A 14,992-nucleotide genomic window follows, 5' to 3' on the forward strand; every position below is an offset into this window, starting at 1 on the left:
GGCTGGCCCCGGGCAGGTGTGCCGGGCCTTCCGGAGGGGAACGGGCCTGTCGGCGGCTGGTGTTCGGGCCGGGCCGCGGTGGCTCTCGGCTCCGCGGCTCAGAGAGGTGGGGGTATTCGATGGCGGCGCTGGACGACCTCAGGAGGGCGGCCGGGGTGGAGTTCGACTTCGCCCCCGGAGCGCAGGTGCCGCTGTCCGGAGCGGACAGCGGACGGACCGGGGTGAGCCACGCCATCGCCTCGGTCGCCTACCGCGAGGGCGTGGCGCCCGACGCGATACGCGAGCCGAACGACGCGGCCGAGGTGAAGTCCGGGAAGTTCTCGCTGCTGGAGCCGAACCTCGGGGAGGCGTTCACCCGCGCCATCGAGACCCGCATGCTCGGCGACGGGCGCAAGCCGCTGATCCAGTCCTTCGGCGCGGAGCCGCAGACGGTGGTGGAGCACTGCCTGGCGGCCAAGCGCATCCGCAGGCAGCGCGACCGCCGGCTGACGATCATCATGGTCGTCTGCGGACTGCTCTTCCTGCCGGGCGTGCTGATATGGCTCGGCCTCTTCCAGTTGCGCCGCACGCTCGCCGGCGCACAGGACCGGCGCGCGGGCGTCCTCGGCCAGGCGCTGCTGGCCCTGGTCGCCGCGCTGATCGTGTTCCTCGTGATCCGCCTGCCGGTCGACGGCGTGCTGCGGATCTACCTGTGGGCCGTGCTGCCCGCGCCCATCGCCGGCTGGTTCCTGGCCCGCCAGGTCGCCGAGCGCACCGCGCGGAACCTCCACGCGCACTGGTCGGATCTGCTCGGCGGCGGTGGCACGGGCGCCCGGATACCGGAGGCCGTGCCACAGAACCCGAACGACAAGGAGGCGGAGCGGCTGCGCGTCGGCCTGGCCAAGCTGGCCGCCGAGCAGAGCAGCAACCTCACCTACTACGCCGGCAACCAGGGCATACTCGGCATGGGCGTGCGCTGGGCGAGTTGGCAGCTCGCGGAGGAGCTGCGCCCCCGGGACCCGGGCCGCGACATCGACCCGTTCCGGAGCTGGGACGTCGCCCGCGCCATCCACGACCAGCTTCGGATGCTGGAGCGCGGCCCGCTGCACACCGGCGGCTTCCCGGCCCCCTCGATAACGCACTGGGTGGTGCGGCACGTCGGCGGCGCCAAGGAGGTGTCGCGGCCGGAGGGCCCCAACGCGGACGCGTACAGCTTCAGCAACATCGAGGTGCAGCGCATCTGCAACGAGCAGCAGTACGACAGCGGCGACCGGCACTACCTCGGCGTCCAGTTCGTCCTGTGGGACGGCGAGTTGGTGGTCACCATGATGATCTCGGTGACCGTGCTGCACCACACGCTGCGGATAGAGGTGACGGCGCACGCGCTCGGCCCCATTCACGGCTTCTTCCGCAAGAAGCCCGAGGGCAAGACCAAGGACGTACGCAACGCCCTCAAGCCCTGGAAGATGGACAAGCAGCCGCTGCCGCTGGTGGACGCGAAGGAAGTGGTGCGGCTGGCCGCGCGCGCCCCGCTGACCTGGTTCCCCGCCCGGCTGGACAAGCTGGGCGGCACACTCAGCCTGCCGGAGCCGTTCGGCCTGCGGCACACCTGGGCGACGACGCCGTGGGAGCACCGGTTCATGGTCGACGACGCGCTGCGCACGGCGACGCCCGTGCTGCGCGTGGCGCACGCGGCGGCGCTGCGGGTGCTGGAGGAGAACGGCGTGGACATCACGCCGTTCGAGAGCCGGTCGCAGGCGCTCAGCGGTCAGGTGCAGACGGCCGAGCCGAAGAAGGCCGACGAGTACAACATGTGAGGCCGCGGCTCACGCGGGCCAGGCGTCGGCGAGCATCCGCCGGGTGTCGGCCAGCAGTTGCGGAAGGACCTTCGTGTGCCCCACGACGGGCATGAAGTTGGCGTCGCCGCCCCACCGGGGCACCACGTGCTGGTGCAGGTGGGGCGCGATGCCGGCGCCGGCGGCGGAGCCCTGGTTCATGCCGATGTTGAAGCCGTGCGCGCCGGAGGCCAGCCGGATCGCCGTCATCGCCTGCTTGGTCAGCTCGGCGAGCTCGGCGGTCTCCGCCTCGGTGAGGTCGGTGTAGTCGGCGACGTGCCGGTAGGGCACGACCAGCAGGTGGCCGCCGTTGTACGGGTACAGGTTGAGCACCGCGTAGACGGTCTGGCCCCGGGTGATGATGAGCCCGTCCTCGTCGCTCTTGCCGGGGATCGCGCAGAACGGGCAGCCGTCACCGGCGCCCGGGCCGGTGGGCTTGCCCTCGCCCTGGATGTACGCCATCCGATGGGGCGTCCACAAGCGCTGGAACGCGTCCGGCGTCCCCACCCCGATCTGCTGCTCCGGCTCGCTGCTCATGCCTGCCAGCATATGGCGTAACCGGCTGGTCGCGGGCCCCGGGGCCGGTCGCCCCGGGGTCCGGCGGCCGTCAGACCTGCACGCGGTTCGCGACGGCGTCGGCGATCTCGCGCAGCGCCTCGGGGCGCGGAATGCCGTTCTTCTGGGAGCCGTCGCGGTAGCGGAAGCTCACCGCGCCGTTCGCGACATCGTCGTCACCGGCGATGACCATGAACGGGACCTTCTGCTTCTGCGCGTTGCGAATCTTCTTCTGCATGCGGTCGGCGGACGAGTCCACCTCCATCCGCAGCCCGGCGGCCTTCGCCTCGGCGGCGAACTCCTCCAGATACGGCACGTGGGAGTCGCCGATGGGGATGCCGATGGCCTGCACGGGCGCCAGCCACGGCGGGAAGCCGCCCGCGTAGTGCTCCAGCAGCACCGCGAAGAACCGCTCGATGGAGCCGAACAGCGCGCGGTGGATCATCACCGGCCGCTGCCGGGAGCCGTCCGCCGCGGTGTATTCCAGCTCGAATCGCTTCGGCTGCTGGAAGTCGACCTGGATGGTGGACATTTGCCAGGTGCGGCCGATGGCGTCCCGCGCCTGGACGGAGATCTTCGGGCCGTAGTACGCCGCGCCGCCCGGGTCCATGACGAGCTCCAGGCCCTGCTTGTCGGCGGCCTGGCGCAGCGTCTCGGTGGCCTCCGCCCACTCCTCGGGCTCGCCGATGAACTTCTCGGATTCGCCACGGGTGGACAGCTCCAGGTAGAACTCGCTGAGCCCGTAGTCGCGCAGCAGATTGAGCACGAAGGTGAGCAAGCTGTCGAGCTCGCCCGCCATCTGCTCCCTGGTGCAGTAGATGTGCGAGTCGTCCACGGTGAACCCACGAGTACGGGTGAGGCCGTGCACCACGCCGGACTTCTCGTACCGGTAGACCGTGCCGAACTCGAACATCCGCAGCGGCAATTCCCGGTAGGACCGCCCACGCGCCCGGAAAATCAGGTTGTGCATGGGACAGTTCATCGCCTTGAGGTAATAGTCCTGCCCCTCGAATTCCATGGGGGGGAACATCGACTCGGCGTAGTGCGGGAGATGGCCCGAGGTCTCGAAAAGGTTCGCCTTGGTGATGTGCGGGGTGTTGACGAATTCGTACCCCGACTCCTCGTGCCGGCGGCGCGAGTAGTCCTCCATGACCCGTCGGATGACGCCACCGCGCGGGTGGAAGACGGCCAGGCCCGAGCCCAGCTCCTCCGGGATGGAGAACAGGTCCAGCTCGGCGCCCAGCTTGCGGTGGTCGCGCCGCTCGGCCTCGGCCAGGAACTCCAGGTGCGCCTTGAGCTGGTCCTTGGTGGGCCAGGCGGTGCCGTAGATGCGCTGGAGCTGCGGGTTGCGCTCGCTGCCCCGCCAGTAGGCGGCGGCGGTGCGCATCAGCTTGAACGCGGGGATGAGCCGGGTGCTGGGCAGGTGCGGGCCGCGGCACAGGTCCTTCCAGCACAGCTCGCCGGTCCTGGCGTCGATGTTGTCGTAGATGGTGAGCTCGCCGGCGCCGACCTCGGCACCGGCCCCCTCGGCGGACTCGGCGGCGGCGCCCTTGAGCCCGATCAGCTCCAGCTTGTAGGGCTCGTCGGCCAGCTCCTGGCGCGCCTCCTCCTCGCTCACCACCCGGCGGGCGAAGCGCTGGCCCTGCTTCTGGATCTGCTGCATGCGCTTCTCGATGCGCCCGAGGTCCTCGGGGTGGAAGGGCCGGGCGACGTCGAAGTCGTAGTAGAAGCCGTCCCGGACGGGCGGGCCGATGCCCAGCCTCGCCTCGGGGAACAGCTCCTGCACGGCCTGCGCCATGACGTGCGCGGTGGAGTGGCGCAGGATGTCCAGGCCGTCGGGCGAGGTGATGTCGACCGGCTCGATCACGTCGCCGTTGGCCGGCTCGTACGCGAGGTCCTTCAACTGCCCGCCGACGCGGGCCGCGACGACGGAGCGCTCGCCCTCGAAGAGCGCGGCGGCCGTAGTGCCCGTGACCACCACGCGTTCTTCCCGCTCGGAATCGCGTTTGAGGGTCACACGGACGTCTGACACCGGTCTCTCCTGACTCGTCGATGGGCGAAGGCAGCCAGCGCTGCGCAGTCCGCATCGTACCGAGCGCCCGGCGTTGACCGCGAAGCGGTAAGCGGCCGCCCCGCCCACCCCGACGGCGACCCCGGGGGCGCGGGTGGCGAAGCCCCCGCCACGCGAGGCGAAGCCGAGCAAAAACAACGAGGGCGAAGTGGTCCACACTTCCTGCGGACACACCCCACCCCGGGGGCGCGGGTGGCGAAGCCCCCGCCACGCGAGGCGAAGCCGAGCAAAAACAACGAGGGCGAAGTGGTCCGCGCTTCCTGCGGACACACTTCACCCTCGACCCGGTGGGTGATACTGGGATCGAACCAGTGACCTCTTCGGTGTGAACGAAGCGCTCTCCCGCTGAGCTAATCACCCGGGGTGTGTGCCCTGCGGCACGGGTAGAACCATACAGTGCGGGTCACCCGTCATCCAAATGAACTCCCAACCACGCGCGCAGACCTCGGTGTCCGGCGCGCATCATCACCGCGTGGTTGGCGGCGAACGCGGGCCGCGCGACGGGCGCGAGCCGGCGCAGCAGCGGCTTGCGGAGCGCGGTGTCCTGCTCGTGGCGCACCCGCGTACCGCCCTCCAGCGGGATCAGCGTCCAGCGCAGCCAGCCGTCGAGATCGCCGGAGAGCGCGATCTCCAGCACGCCGGCCGCCGGCTCGCGCCGGGTGGCGCGCACCGTGACGTGGAGGTCGAAGGGCAGGAAGGAGCGGAAGCGGCAGTGCCCGGTGTCGGGTCCGGTGCGGACCACCTCGCGAACCTGGGGCCACCACCGCGGATAGTCCTCGGGGCGGTTCAGGACGGCATAGACGGCGGGCGGCGGGGCAGCTACTTCCCAGTCGCCGTGAAATCGGAATCGGCTCGCCCGGCTGTCCTTCATCCCGTTCCTCTGCTATGGCGCATATCAGCACTCGCCCATTGGAATGATGTTAAAGGCCACAATTAGGGCAGAGGGGTTTACAACCGGCGAGTACGTGGCATCTCGATTTCGCCGACGTGCGAATCCCCGAGCGCACACTGAGCGAAAGGCCCTGGCGCTTATGAACACCACGGTCAGCTGCGAGCTGCACCTGCGCCTCGTCGTATCGAGCGAGTCCTCACTACCTGTACCCGCGGGGCTGCGGTATGACACGGCGGACCCCTACGCCGTACACGCCACATTTCACACCGGAGCCGAAGAAACCGTCGAATGGGTTTTCGCCCGCGACCTCCTCGCCGAAGGACTGCACCGACCAACGGGCACCGGCGATGTCCGGGTGTGGCCCTCCCGGAGCCACGGTCAGGGAGTTGTCTGTATCGCCCTCAGTTCGCCCGAGGGCGAGGCCCTGCTGGAGGCCCCGGCCCGGGCCCTGGAATCGTTCCTGAAGCGCACCGACGCCGCCGTGCCACCGGGCACGGAACACCGGCACTTCGACCTCGATACGGAACTCTCGCACATTCTGGCGGAGAGTTAGAGACCCGCCGGTTCTTCGCGCCGTCTGAACTCGGGGCGACGGCGCGGGACCGGCGATGACCACACGAGACGGCGCCGCCGCGGTTCCCCCCGCGGCGGCGCCGCCGTGTGCGGCAGCGGTTAGAGTCGCGTCATCCTGACCGTCGCGGACCCGCGGAGCCCCCGGTGCTGATCAACCACGACACGCGGTGCGCGCTCGACCACGTCGTCGGCCTGCTGAACACCGCCGCAGGCGGCTCTCCCGACGCCCTCGCCGATGTGGCCGGGCTGCGCGCGTACGTGGCCGCCCACGACATCAGCGACGTGCGGATCGACGCGCTGGGCGAGCGCGACCTGAAGGCCGTGCGCGAGCTGCGCGAGAGCTTCGCCGACATCTTCGCCGCGCCCTCCGACCGCGCGGCGGCCGAGCGGATCAACGCGCTGGTCGCGGCGGCCGGCACCACCCCGCAGCTCACGGACCACGACGGCCACGACTGGCACGTCCACTACTTCGCGCCGGGCGCCTCGGTCGCCGACCATCTGGCGGCGGACTGCGGGATGGCCCTGGCCTTCATCGTGGTGGCCGGCGAACGGAGGCGGCTGCGCCGCTGCGCCGCCCCCGGCTGCGGGCGCGCGTTCGTCGACCTCTCCCGCAACCGCTCCCGCCGATACTGCTCCAACCGCACCTGCGGCAACCGGCTGCACGTCGCCGCCTATCGGGCCCGGCAGCGGCAGTCCTGAGCGCGGCCGCGGCCCGTCGCGAGGGCCCGAGGTCACAACAGGAAGCGATCATGCACCCCCGCGATGAGCAGCAGCGCGCCGATGACCGTCAGGAAGAGCATCAGCGGCGGCTGGGACAGGGCGAACAGACAGCCGCGGCCCTCCGGTCCGGCGGTCGGGTGTTCCCGCGGGCGGGCCGGCCGCGGCCGGCTGGTGGTGTCGCCGGTGATATCGCTGGTGATGTCGGGAGCCTGCTCCCTGATGATGTGCGCCATGTCGCGGCGATCATGGCGCAGCGGCACGGCGCTCCGCGATCAACACGTCTTTTTTGCCCGGCGATGCACTGAATGTCGAGCCGCTTCAGCGACACCCCGCCGGGTCAGATGCCGTGCTTCTTGAGGATGGCCTCGATGTCCGAGAAGTCGTCCGCCGCGCCGCCCCCGCGGCTCGGGCGCGGCAGCGAACGGGCCGTCCCGGTCTCCCCCGCCCGCGCGGCCGGGGCGCCGCGGCCACGGCCCTCGGCGAGCCGGCCCGAGAGGAAGAGCAGCACGGCGCACGCCAGCACGCCGAAGCCCGCCCAGGCCACCGGGTTGAAGGTCATATTGACAACGAAACGCACCACGCCCGTCATGGCCAGGCCGACGGGGAGCAGCGCCACGGCGGCGACGCGCAGGGCCAGCGCGTACCGGCGACGGCGCGCCACCCAGAAGGCCACGCCCAGGCCCGCGGCGGATAGAAGGGTACAGGCGGTGCCAATCAACATCTTTCCATCCTGCCGCTTCCCGGCCCGCGGGGCCATGGCCAGGAGCGGGGATCAGGGACTTTTCGGGGTGCGTCCCGGAGTCCCCCCGGGTGGAAGACTGTCGGCATGAACGAGACGACCGGCCGCCGTGCCGTGCTGGACGTGTGGTGCGACCTCCAGTGCCCCGACTGCCACCGGGCCGAGACCGACCTGCGGGCCCTGGCGGAACGCTTCGGCCCGGCGCTGGAGATCCGGCGCCGCCACTTCCCGCTCGCCGGCCACGCGCACGCGCTGGCCGCCGCCCAGGCCGCCGAGGAGGCGTATGCCCAGGGCCGGGGCGACGCGTACTGGACCGCGCTGCTGGCCCGCACCGCCGAACTGGGCGAACGGGGCACCCCGGTGCTGCTCGACGTCGCCCGGGAGCTGGGCCTGGACGCCGACGAGGTGGACACCGCGCTGATCGACGGGCGGCACATGCTGATGGTGGACGCCGACCACGCGGAGGGGCAGGCGCTGGGCGTCACCGGCACGCCGACCTATGTGATCGGCGGGACACGACTCGACGGCGGGAAGAGCCAGGAGGGACTGCGGGAGCGCGTCGCCGAGATCGCCGAGTCCGTGCTCGCTCAGCCGAGCGACTTGTAAAGATGCTGCGTGCCCACCGCGTAGCCGAGTGACGCGTAGAGGCGCAGCGCCGGGGTGTTGTCCGTGAAGACGTTGAGCTTCAGCAGCTCGCCCCCGGCGGCCCGGGTCAGGCGCTCGGCCTCCCGCATCAGGGCGCGGCCGTGCCCGCGCCCCCGGTGCCCCTCGTAGACGAACGCCGAGAAGACGTACGCGTCCGCCGGGTCGGGTATCGCGTCCCGGGCAGTGGAGAGCCAGAGGGTACCGACGTCCACCCCGTCGTGGGCGAGGACGCGCAGCGCGGCGCCCTCGGTGGCGGGTCCCCGGGGCAGCAGCCGCGCGCAGGACGCCTCGGCCCGTTCGGCGGCGGCCTCCGGCGGCAGCCCGAGATCGATGAGGACGCGCGTGGAGCGGGCCCGTTCGGCCGCCAGCCACGCCGGGTACTCGGCGTCGGTCACGGCGCGGACGACGTGGCCGGGGGCCAGCGGCGGCGGCCGGTCCGGCAGCCGCTTGGCCAGGATCCGGCCGCGTTCGGTGTAGCCGAGCGAGGCCGCCAGGGCGAGCGCGCCGCCGGCCGTGGCGGGCACGGACGCGGTGACCTCGCGGCACCCCTCCGCGCGCAGCAGCTCCTCGGCGGCCAGCGCGGCGACGGTCGCCCGGCCGCGGCGGCGGTCCGCCTCGTCGATCTCCAGATGCGTGATCCGGCCCTCCGGCCCGCCGGCCCGCGGCGCGGATACGGCGAGCCGCAGGACACCGGCGCGGCGGCCGTTGACCCGGACGTCGAAGGCGCGGATCCGGCCGCCGTCGGCCGCTGTCTCCTCGGGCCCGCTCGGGCGCAGTGTGGTGGTCATCGCCCACTCTCTACCCACGCCGGGGCCCGGTCCCGCCCGTCGGCCGCGGTCGGTCTCAGGGGTCGATGTCCGCGGCGGCGCGCTCGCGGAAGACGCGCAGCGCCTTGTTCGTCACCGGCCCGGGGGCGCCCGGGAGTTCGCGGTCGTCGACCCGGCGGACGGCCTGCACGTCGCGGGTGCTGGAGGTGAGGAAGACCTCGTCCGCCGTGCGCAGGCAGTCCATCGGCAGCTCGGTCTCCCGGGCCCCGGTCCATTCGATGACCAGGGCGCGGGTGATGCCGGCCAGGCAGCCGGCGGACAGCGGCGGGGTGTGCAGCTCGCCGTCGATGACGACGAACACGTTGGTGCCGGTCCCCTCGCAGAGCGCGCCCGCGGTGTTCGCGAACAGGGCCTCGGAGGCGGCCTGCTGGCGGGCCCGGGCGAGCGCGATCACGTTCTCCGCGTAGGACGTCGTCTTCAGCCCGGCCAGCGCGCCGCGTTCGTTGCGGGTCCAGGGCACGGTGATGACGGCGGTGGTGTCCGGGCGGCGGGTGGTCTCCGCGTGCGCGACGACGAGGGTGGGCCGGGCGTCGCCGCGGTCGGAGCCGAGCGGGGCGAGGCCGCCGGTGTAGGTGACGCGCAGCCGCCCCAGGGGCAGCGGCACGGCCTCCAGTACGGCGGCGCAGGCGCGGCGTACCTCGTCGCGGTCCGGCTCGGGCAGGCCGAGCCCGGCGGCGGAGGCCGCGAGCCGGTCCAGGTGCCGGCTCATCGCGAACGCGCGGCCGTTCTTCGTCTTCAGTGTCTCGAACACCCCGTCGCCGACGGTCAGTCCGTGGTCGAAGACCGAGACCCGCGCGCTGTCGGCGTCCCGCAGCTCACCGTCCAGCCAGATCAGCGCCATGTCGCTTCCTTCCCGTGCCGCTCGGCAGCCCTCCCGTAGACGCTACCCCGACGAGCCGGGCCGCCTTCAGCTCGGTCTCGGCCCATTCGCCCGCCGGGTCGGAGTCCCAGGTGATCCCGGCGCCGGTGCCGAAGCGCAGCACCGGCCGCCCGGCCGTCCGGTCGATCCAGAACGTGCGGATGGCGACGGCCAGTTCACCGAGGCGGCGGTCGGCGTCGACCCAGCCGACGGCGCCGCAGTAGGGGCCGCGCCGCGCCGGCTCCAGGGCGTCGATGATGCGCAGCGCGCTCGACTTCGGCGCGCCGGTCACCGAGCCGGGCGGGAACGTGCCGGCCAGCAGCTCGGGCCAGCCGGCGCCGGGCGCCAGCTCGCCGGTGACCGTGGAGACCAGGTGGACCAGGCCCGGGTGGGACTCGATGACGCACAGTCCCGGGACGGCGACCGAGCCGGGGACGCAGACCCGGCCGAGGTCGTTGCGCACGAGATCGACGATCATGACGTTCTCGGCGCGGTCCTTGGCCAGCATCGCCTCCGCCGTGGGCGCGGTGCCCTTGATCGGGCCGGAGGCGACGGCGCGGCCCCGGCGCCGCAGGAACAGCTCGGGGGACGCGGTGGCGACCTCGACGCCGTGCGCGGGCAGCCGCACGGCGCCGGCGTAGGGCGCAGGGTTGCCGGCGGCGAGCACCGCGCTCAGCGCCTCGATGTCGGCGGGCCCGGGCAGCGGGGCGGTCAGCACCCGGCACAGGTTGACCTGGTAGACCTCGCCCGCCGCGATGTGCTCCCGGATGCGCCGCACCCCGGCGAGATACCCGGCGCGGTCCAGCGAACTGGTCCACTCCTCGGGGGTGGGCCCGCGCCAGCGCCCCGCGGCGGCCCCGGGCGGCGGCGCGGGCCGGACATCGGCGAAGCGCGCGCACACCGGCGGCCCCTCGTAACCCGCCACCACCGCCCACCACCCGGTGGAGTCCAGGGCCTCCGGATCGCGGGTGACGTCGCACAGCCCGGTGGCGAGAAAACCGCCGAGGCGGGCAAACGGAGCGATGTCGTGCACGTGTGCGATTCTAGGCGGCGGAGCACGGGGATACGAAGTTTGAGCTTGTCCGCGGATCCGCTAGAGTTCATGACGTCCCCGGGGCACGGAAGTGGCAACGGAGACAACAATTGCGGACGTAGCTCAGTTGGTAGAGCACCACCTTGCCAAGGTGGGGGTCGCGAGTTCGAGTCTCGTCGTCCGCTCGAAGGGGGCCCGCCCCCATCCGGTGGAGTGGCCGAGAGGCGAGGCAACGGCCTGCAAAGCCGTCTACACGGGTTCAAATCCCGTCTCCACCTCGGACGATTAGCTCAGCGGGAGAGCGCTTCCCTGACACGGAAGAGGTCACTGGTTCAATCCCAGTATCGTCCACGGGGTCCGTCAGGACCCGCCCCGGCTTCGGCCAGGGACCCGCGCGATTAGCTCAGCGGGAGAGCGCTTCCCTGACACGGAAGAGGTCACTGGTTCAATCCCAGTATCGCGCACCATGAACGAGGGCCGGAGAGCAGCAGCTCTCCGGCCCTTGTTCATCCCTTCCAGCGCGGTGCCCGGGCAGCTCCCCAGCTGCCCGGGCCCATTGGCCGTCCGCCTCACCCCCGTCCCCACGGGGTTGTCGGCCGGTGTCCCCGACCCGGGCCGCTCTCCCGGGCCTGGGGCGCCGCTCAGCGCCCCAGCATGCCGGCCACGGACGACGCCTGTGTCACGACGGCTTCCACGCCGCCGATGACGACGGCCAGGGCGATGGCCAGCGGCAGCACCATGGCCGCCGCCACCAGTGGGTGACGGTCGGCCCGGTCGCTGCCGGACCGCACTGCTGTGCGTGCCATCTCTCCCCTCCTGTCGTCGTGTTGGGGCGGCGGGCGGGTGACCTCGGGGGACGAGTACTGCGCCCGCCGCTTGAGGTAAACACTAGGTGCACGCCGTGTCCCATGACGTCAGTCCCGCGTACTGACCTGGGGGCCTCCCGCAGGATGAGAGAGGTGCCGCCCGGCTACTCCCCAGGGTGGATACGCGTGCAGGGAAGCCAGGGGTTTCCCCCAAGGGAAAGATCGTTTCCCTCGAAAACGCGTGTGCGCGCGGCCTTATCGGTGCTCGGGCCACACCTTCCGTAAGCTGTGGCCCATCACAAGCACCGGGCAGCGAGGTAGACATGGCGATGATGCGGCTCCGGCGCGAGGATCCGCGAGTCGTCGGGACGTTCAAGCTCCATCGACGACTGGGCGCCGGCGGGATGGGGGTCGTGTACCTGGGCTCCGACCGGCGCGGGCAGCGGGTCGCGCTCAAGGTCATCAGGCCGGATCTCGCCGAGGACCAGGAGTTCCGCTCGCGGTTCGCCCGGGAGGTCTCCGCCGCGCGGCGGATCCGGGGCGGCTGCACCGCCCGGCTGGTCGCGGCCGATCTCGACGCCACCCGGCCGTGGTTCGCCACTCAGTACGTGCCGGGGCCCTCGCTGCACGACAAGGTCGCGGAGAGCGGCCCGCTGTCGGCCGCCGAGACGGCCGCCGTGGGCGCCGCGCTCGCCGAGGGCCTGGTCGCCGTGCACGAGGCCGGGGTGGTGCACCGCGACCTGAAGCCGTCCAACATCCTGCTCTCGCCCAAGGGCCCGCGCATCATCGACTTCGGCATCGCCTGGTCGACCGGGGCCAGCACGCTGACGCACGTGGGGACGGCGGTGGGCTCGCCCGGGTTCCTGGCGCCCGAGCAGGTGCGCGGGCAGCCCGTCACGCCCGCCTCGGACGTCTTCTCGCTCGGCGCCACGCTGGCGTACGCGACGCTGGGCGACTCGCCGTTCGGGCAGGGCAGTTCCGAGGTGATGCTGTACCGCGTGGTGCACGAGGAGCCGCAACTGCGCGGCGTGCCCGCCGCGCTGGCGCCGCTGCTGCGCGCGTGCCTGGCGAAGTCGCCGCAGGAACGGCCCAGTACGCTCCAGCTCTCGCTGCGGCTGAAGGAGATCGCCGCGCGGGAGGCGCGGGGCCTCGGCCCGTCGGCGTCCCGGCCGGCCGCCGCCCCGGCCCGGCCGCCGGGCCCCCGGCGGCCGGCGGGAGCGGGCCCGGCGCGCGGCGGCGCGCGGCAGCAGCGCCCGCGGTCGGGGGCGCGCCGGGCGGCGGACCGGCGGCTGCTGCGCCAGCGGCTGATCGTCTTTGTGACGGTGACGCTGCTGGTGGCGCTGGGCATCGCGGCCGCGCAAGGCTGTCAGGGGCCGGTCTGACGCCGGGAGGGTCAGGTCGTCAGCGCGTAGAACGCCACGGCCGCGGCGGCGGCCACGTTCAGCGAGTCGATCCCGTGCGACATCGGGATGCGCACCCGGTCGTCGGCAGCGGCCAGGGCGCGCGGGGTCAGTCCGTCGCCCTCCGCGCCCAGCAGCAGGGCCGTGCGGGACCCGGCGCTCTCCCGGACCGCGTCTCGGATGTCGCGGGCGGCCGCGTCGGGGGTGAGCGCGAACAGCCGGAAGCCCGCCTCGCGCACCTCCGCCAGGCCGCGCGGCCAGTGCGTCAGGCGGGCGTAGGGCAGTGAGAAGACCGCGCCCATGGAGACCTTCACCGAGCGGCGGTAGAGCGGGTCGGCGCAGTCCGGGGACAGCAGCACCGCGTCCATGCCGAGGGCAGCGGCGCAGCGGAAGACGGCACCCACGTTGGTGTGGTCGTTGACCGCCTCCAGAACGGCCAACCGGCGGGCGCCCGCCAGCAGTTCGCCCGGCTCGGGCAGCGGGAGGCGGCCCATGGAGGCCAGCGCGCCGCGGTGCACGTGGTAGCCGGTGAGTCGCTCGGCCAGCTCGGGGTCGACCAGGTAGACGGGCGCGGTGGCGCTGTCCACGACGTCGCGCATCGTCTCGGCCCAGCGCGGGGTGAGCAGCATGGACCGCATCGGGTAACCGGCGTGCAGGGCGCGGCGGATGACCTTCTCGCCCTCGGCCATGAACAGGCCCTCGGCCGGCTCGCGCCGCCGCCGCAGCGCGACATCGGTCAGCGCGGTGTAGTCGGCCAGCCGGGGATCGGCGGGATCGGTGAGCGGAACGACGTCGGTCACCCTGCCGTCACCACGTCCCCGAGAACGATGACGGCGGGGGGCCGGATCCCCTCCTCCGCGATGCGGTCGGCGACCGTGTCCAGGGTCGCGTCGACGCGGCGCTGCGCGGCGGTGGTGCCCTCCTGGATGACGGCGGCCGGGGTCGCGGCCGGGCGGCCGTGCAGGATGAGGGTGGCGGCGATGTCGGCCATGCGCTCCACGGCCATGAGCAGCACCAGCGTGCCGCGCAGGGCGGCCAGCGCCGGCCAGTCCACCAGGGAGCGCGGGTCGTCGGGCGCCACATGCCCGCTGACCACCGTGAACTCGTGTGCCACCCCCCGGTGGGTGACGGGGATGCCGGCGGTGCCGGGGACGCTGATCGCGCTGGTGACACCGGGCACCACGGTGACGGGGATGCCCGCCTCGGCCAGCGCCTCGGCCTCCTCCTTGCCGCGGCCGAAGACGAACGGGTCGCCGCCCTTGAGCCGCACCACGAACCGGCCGGCCTTGGCGTGCTCGATCAGCGCCTCGTTGATCGCCTCCTGGGCCATGCCGCGGCCGTAGGGGATCTTGGCGGCGTCGATGACCTCGACGTGCGGCGGCAGTTCGTCCAGGAGGTCGCGCGGGCCGAGGCGGTCGGCGATCACCACGTCGGCCTGGGCGAGCAGCCGCCGGCCGCGCACGGTGATCAGGTCGGGGTCGCCGGGCCCGCCGCCGACGAGGGCGACGCCCGGGGCGCGGCCCCGGTGCCGGGGCGCGCCGATGGTACCGTCGCGCAGGCCCTCGACGACGGCGTCCCGGACGGCGGCGGAACGGCGCGGGTCGCGGCCGGTGAGCACGGCGACCGTGACGCCGTCGCTCCGGCCGGTGGCCGGGGTCCAGGCGGTCGCCGCCTCGGCGTCGTCGCTGCGGACGCACCACACCCGACGCTCCTCGGCCTCGGCGGAGGCGGCGGCGTTGACGGCCGGATCGTCGGTGGCGATCAGGACGTACCAGGCGCCCTCGATGTCGCCGGGGCGGTAACCCCGGCGCTCCCAGCGCAGTTCGCCCGCGTCGGCCATGGCCTGGACGGAGGGGGTGACCGCCGGGGCGACCAGCCGGACGTCGGCGCCGGCGGCGAGCAGGGCGGGCAGCCGCCGCTGGGCGACCGTGCCGCCGCCGAGCACGAGGACACGGCGGCCGGTCAGGCGCAGGCCGACGGGGTATGCGGGATTCTCGGGCATGGGTGGTGCGGGCTCCTCGCGAGGCGGAACGGACCGGCCGGGCGCCCCTGGGAGCC

Annotated in this window: 16 protein-coding genes and 5 tRNA genes; 9 read left to right on the forward strand and 12 right to left on the reverse strand. The window is 72.9% G+C overall.

Annotated elements, in window-relative coordinates:
• Positions 1 to 119: 119 nt before the first annotated feature.
• Entirely contained in the window at positions 120 to 1,796 is a 1,677-nt protein-coding gene (locus RM590_RS23690; RefSeq protein ID WP_311706713.1) for a hypothetical protein, read from the forward strand.
• Between the two features lie 9 nt (positions 1,797 to 1,805).
• Here the strand turns inward: RM590_RS23690 and RM590_RS23695 are convergent, their stop codons facing one another.
• The 4 genes from RM590_RS23695 to RM590_RS23710 all read right to left on the reverse strand — a co-directional run bounded on the left by RM590_RS23695 (position 1,806) and on the right by RM590_RS23710 (position 5,311).
• On the reverse strand, positions 1,806 to 2,363 hold the full coding sequence (locus RM590_RS23695; protein WP_311706714.1) for an HIT family protein: 558 nt from the start codon (positions 2,361 to 2,363) through the stop codon (positions 1,806 to 1,808).
• Between the two features lie 58 nt (positions 2,364 to 2,421).
• Positions 2,422 to 4,401, reverse strand: a complete 1,980-nt coding sequence (gene thrS, locus RM590_RS23700; protein WP_311706715.1) for a threonine--tRNA ligase — start codon at positions 4,399 to 4,401, stop codon at positions 2,422 to 2,424.
• Positions 4,402 to 4,728: 327 nt separating this feature from the next.
• A tRNA-Val gene (locus tag RM590_RS23705) sits at positions 4,729 to 4,800 on the reverse strand.
• Between the two features lie 43 nt (positions 4,801 to 4,843).
• Positions 4,844 to 5,311 carry an SRPBCC family protein gene (locus tag RM590_RS23710; RefSeq protein WP_311706716.1) on the reverse strand — a complete coding sequence of 156 codons (468 nt, stop codon included), beginning with the start codon at positions 5,309 to 5,311 and terminating at the stop codon, positions 4,844 to 4,846.
• Between the two features lie 160 nt (positions 5,312 to 5,471).
• Between RM590_RS23710 and RM590_RS23715 the strand changes: the two genes are divergently transcribed.
• Positions 5,472 to 5,885: an SsgA family sporulation/cell division regulator gene (locus tag RM590_RS23715; protein WP_003959770.1), complete on the forward strand. Its 414-nt coding sequence runs from the start codon at positions 5,472 to 5,474 to the stop codon at positions 5,883 to 5,885.
• Between the two features lie 164 nt (positions 5,886 to 6,049).
• Entirely contained in the window at positions 6,050 to 6,604 is a 555-nt protein-coding gene (locus RM590_RS23720; RefSeq protein ID WP_311706718.1) for a CGNR zinc finger domain-containing protein, read from the forward strand.
• Positions 6,605 to 6,636: 32 nt separating this feature from the next.
• On the opposite strand, the gene RM590_RS23725 is transcribed toward RM590_RS23720, so the two are convergent.
• Both RM590_RS23725 and RM590_RS23730 read right to left on the reverse strand, forming a co-directional pair.
• Entirely contained in the window at positions 6,637 to 6,846 is a 210-nt protein-coding gene (locus tag RM590_RS23725; protein WP_394813962.1) for a hypothetical protein, read from the reverse strand.
• Positions 6,847 to 6,962: 116 nt separating this feature from the next.
• Positions 6,963 to 7,346, reverse strand: a complete 384-nt coding sequence (locus RM590_RS23730) for a hypothetical protein (RefSeq protein ID WP_311706719.1) — start codon at positions 7,344 to 7,346, stop codon at positions 6,963 to 6,965.
• Between the two features lie 105 nt (positions 7,347 to 7,451).
• On the opposite strand from RM590_RS23730, the gene RM590_RS23735 reads away from it, so the two are divergent.
• A complete protein-coding gene (locus RM590_RS23735) occupies positions 7,452 to 7,970 on the forward strand; it encodes a DsbA family protein (protein ID WP_311706720.1) in 519 nt (172 codons plus the stop codon).
• Here RM590_RS23735 and RM590_RS23740 read toward each other — a convergent pair.
• The 3 genes from RM590_RS23740 to RM590_RS23750 are packed head-to-tail and all read right to left on the reverse strand — an operon-like array spanning position 7,952 to position 10,728.
• Entirely contained in the window at positions 7,952 to 8,797 is an 846-nt protein-coding gene (locus tag RM590_RS23740; RefSeq protein ID WP_311706721.1) for a GNAT family N-acetyltransferase, read from the reverse strand. The genes RM590_RS23735 and RM590_RS23740 overlap by 19 nt on opposite strands.
• A gap of 55 nt (positions 8,798 to 8,852) precedes the next feature.
• Positions 8,853 to 9,677 (reverse strand): aminotransferase class IV, encoded by an 825-nt coding sequence (locus RM590_RS23745; RefSeq protein WP_311706722.1) that lies wholly within the window; start codon positions 9,675 to 9,677, stop codon positions 8,853 to 8,855.
• Complete coding sequence (locus RM590_RS23750; protein ID WP_311706723.1) at positions 9,652 to 10,728, reverse strand: chorismate-binding protein; 1,077 nt, start codon at positions 10,726 to 10,728, stop codon at positions 9,652 to 9,654. Before RM590_RS23750 ends, RM590_RS23745 begins: the two co-directional genes overlap by 26 nt.
• A gap of 112 nt (positions 10,729 to 10,840) precedes the next feature.
• Between RM590_RS23750 and RM590_RS23755 the strand changes: the two genes are divergently transcribed.
• The 4 genes from RM590_RS23755 to RM590_RS23770 all read left to right on the forward strand — a co-directional run bounded on the left by RM590_RS23755 (position 10,841) and on the right by RM590_RS23770 (position 11,195).
• Positions 10,841 to 10,913, forward strand: a tRNA-Gly gene (locus tag RM590_RS23755).
• A gap of 22 nt (positions 10,914 to 10,935) precedes the next feature.
• A tRNA-Cys gene (locus tag RM590_RS23760) sits at positions 10,936 to 11,006 on the forward strand.
• Position 11,007: 1 nt separating this feature from the next.
• A tRNA-Val gene (locus tag RM590_RS23765) sits at positions 11,008 to 11,079 on the forward strand.
• A 41-nt stretch (positions 11,080 to 11,120) separates the two neighbouring features.
• A tRNA-Val gene (locus RM590_RS23770) sits at positions 11,121 to 11,195 on the forward strand.
• Between the two features lie 174 nt (positions 11,196 to 11,369).
• On the opposite strand, the gene RM590_RS23775 is transcribed toward RM590_RS23770, so the two are convergent.
• The gene (locus RM590_RS23775; RefSeq protein ID WP_311706724.1) at positions 11,370 to 11,534 is read right to left on the reverse strand and encodes a hypothetical protein; all 165 of its coding nucleotides are present in this window, start codon (positions 11,532 to 11,534) and stop codon (positions 11,370 to 11,372) included.
• A 323-nt stretch (positions 11,535 to 11,857) separates the two neighbouring features.
• On the opposite strand from RM590_RS23775, the gene RM590_RS23780 reads away from it, so the two are divergent.
• The gene (locus tag RM590_RS23780) at positions 11,858 to 12,916 is read left to right on the forward strand and encodes a serine/threonine-protein kinase (RefSeq protein ID WP_311706725.1); all 1,059 of its coding nucleotides are present in this window, start codon (positions 11,858 to 11,860) and stop codon (positions 12,914 to 12,916) included.
• A gap of 11 nt (positions 12,917 to 12,927) precedes the next feature.
• Here the strand turns inward: RM590_RS23780 and RM590_RS23785 are convergent, their stop codons facing one another.
• Both RM590_RS23785 and cobA read right to left on the reverse strand, forming a co-directional pair.
• Positions 12,928 to 13,734: a TrmH family RNA methyltransferase gene (locus tag RM590_RS23785; protein ID WP_311706726.1), complete on the reverse strand. Its 807-nt coding sequence runs from the start codon at positions 13,732 to 13,734 to the stop codon at positions 12,928 to 12,930.
• Entirely contained in the window at positions 13,731 to 14,936 is a 1,206-nt protein-coding gene (gene cobA, locus RM590_RS23790; RefSeq protein WP_311706727.1) for a uroporphyrinogen-III C-methyltransferase, read from the reverse strand. The genes RM590_RS23785 and cobA overlap by 4 nt, the downstream gene beginning before the upstream one ends.
• Positions 14,937 to 14,992: the final 56 nt, after the last annotated feature.

The organism is Streptomyces litchfieldiae, from assembly GCF_031845365.1.
Lineage (GTDB): Bacteria > Actinomycetota > Actinomycetes > Streptomycetales > Streptomycetaceae > Streptomyces > Streptomyces litchfieldiae.

What these genes read in the sequence shown, in the direction of transcription:
- RM590_RS23740 (WP_311706721.1), bottom strand. Translation starts at nt 8,797, where the DNA reads ATGACCACCACACTGCGCCCGAGCGGGCCCGAGGAGACAGCGGCCGAC.
- RM590_RS23735 (WP_311706720.1), top strand. Translation starts at nt 7,452, where the DNA reads ATGAACGAGACGACCGGCCGCCGTGCCGTGCTGGACGTGTGGTGCGAC.
- RM590_RS23715 (WP_003959770.1), top strand. Translation starts at nt 5,472, where the DNA reads ATGAACACCACGGTCAGCTGCGAGCTGCACCTGCGCCTCGTCGTATCG.
- RM590_RS23775 (WP_311706724.1), bottom strand. Translation starts at nt 11,534, where the DNA reads ATGGCACGCACAGCAGTGCGGTCCGGCAGCGACCGGGCCGACCGTCAC.
- RM590_RS23690 (WP_311706713.1), top strand. Translation starts at nt 120, where the DNA reads ATGGCGGCGCTGGACGACCTCAGGAGGGCGGCCGGGGTGGAGTTCGAC.
- RM590_RS23730 (WP_311706719.1), bottom strand. Translation starts at nt 7,346, where the DNA reads ATGTTGATTGGCACCGCCTGTACCCTTCTATCCGCCGCGGGCCTGGGC.
- RM590_RS23780 (WP_311706725.1), top strand. Translation starts at nt 11,858, where the DNA reads ATGGCGATGATGCGGCTCCGGCGCGAGGATCCGCGAGTCGTCGGGACG.
- cobA (WP_311706727.1), bottom strand. Translation starts at nt 14,936, where the DNA reads ATGCCCGAGAATCCCGCATACCCCGTCGGCCTGCGCCTGACCGGCCGC.
- RM590_RS23695 (WP_311706714.1), bottom strand. Translation starts at nt 2,363, where the DNA reads ATGCTGGCAGGCATGAGCAGCGAGCCGGAGCAGCAGATCGGGGTGGGG.
- RM590_RS23710 (WP_311706716.1), bottom strand. Translation starts at nt 5,311, where the DNA reads ATGAAGGACAGCCGGGCGAGCCGATTCCGATTTCACGGCGACTGGGAA.
- RM590_RS23745 (WP_311706722.1), bottom strand. Translation starts at nt 9,677, where the DNA reads ATGGCGCTGATCTGGCTGGACGGTGAGCTGCGGGACGCCGACAGCGCG.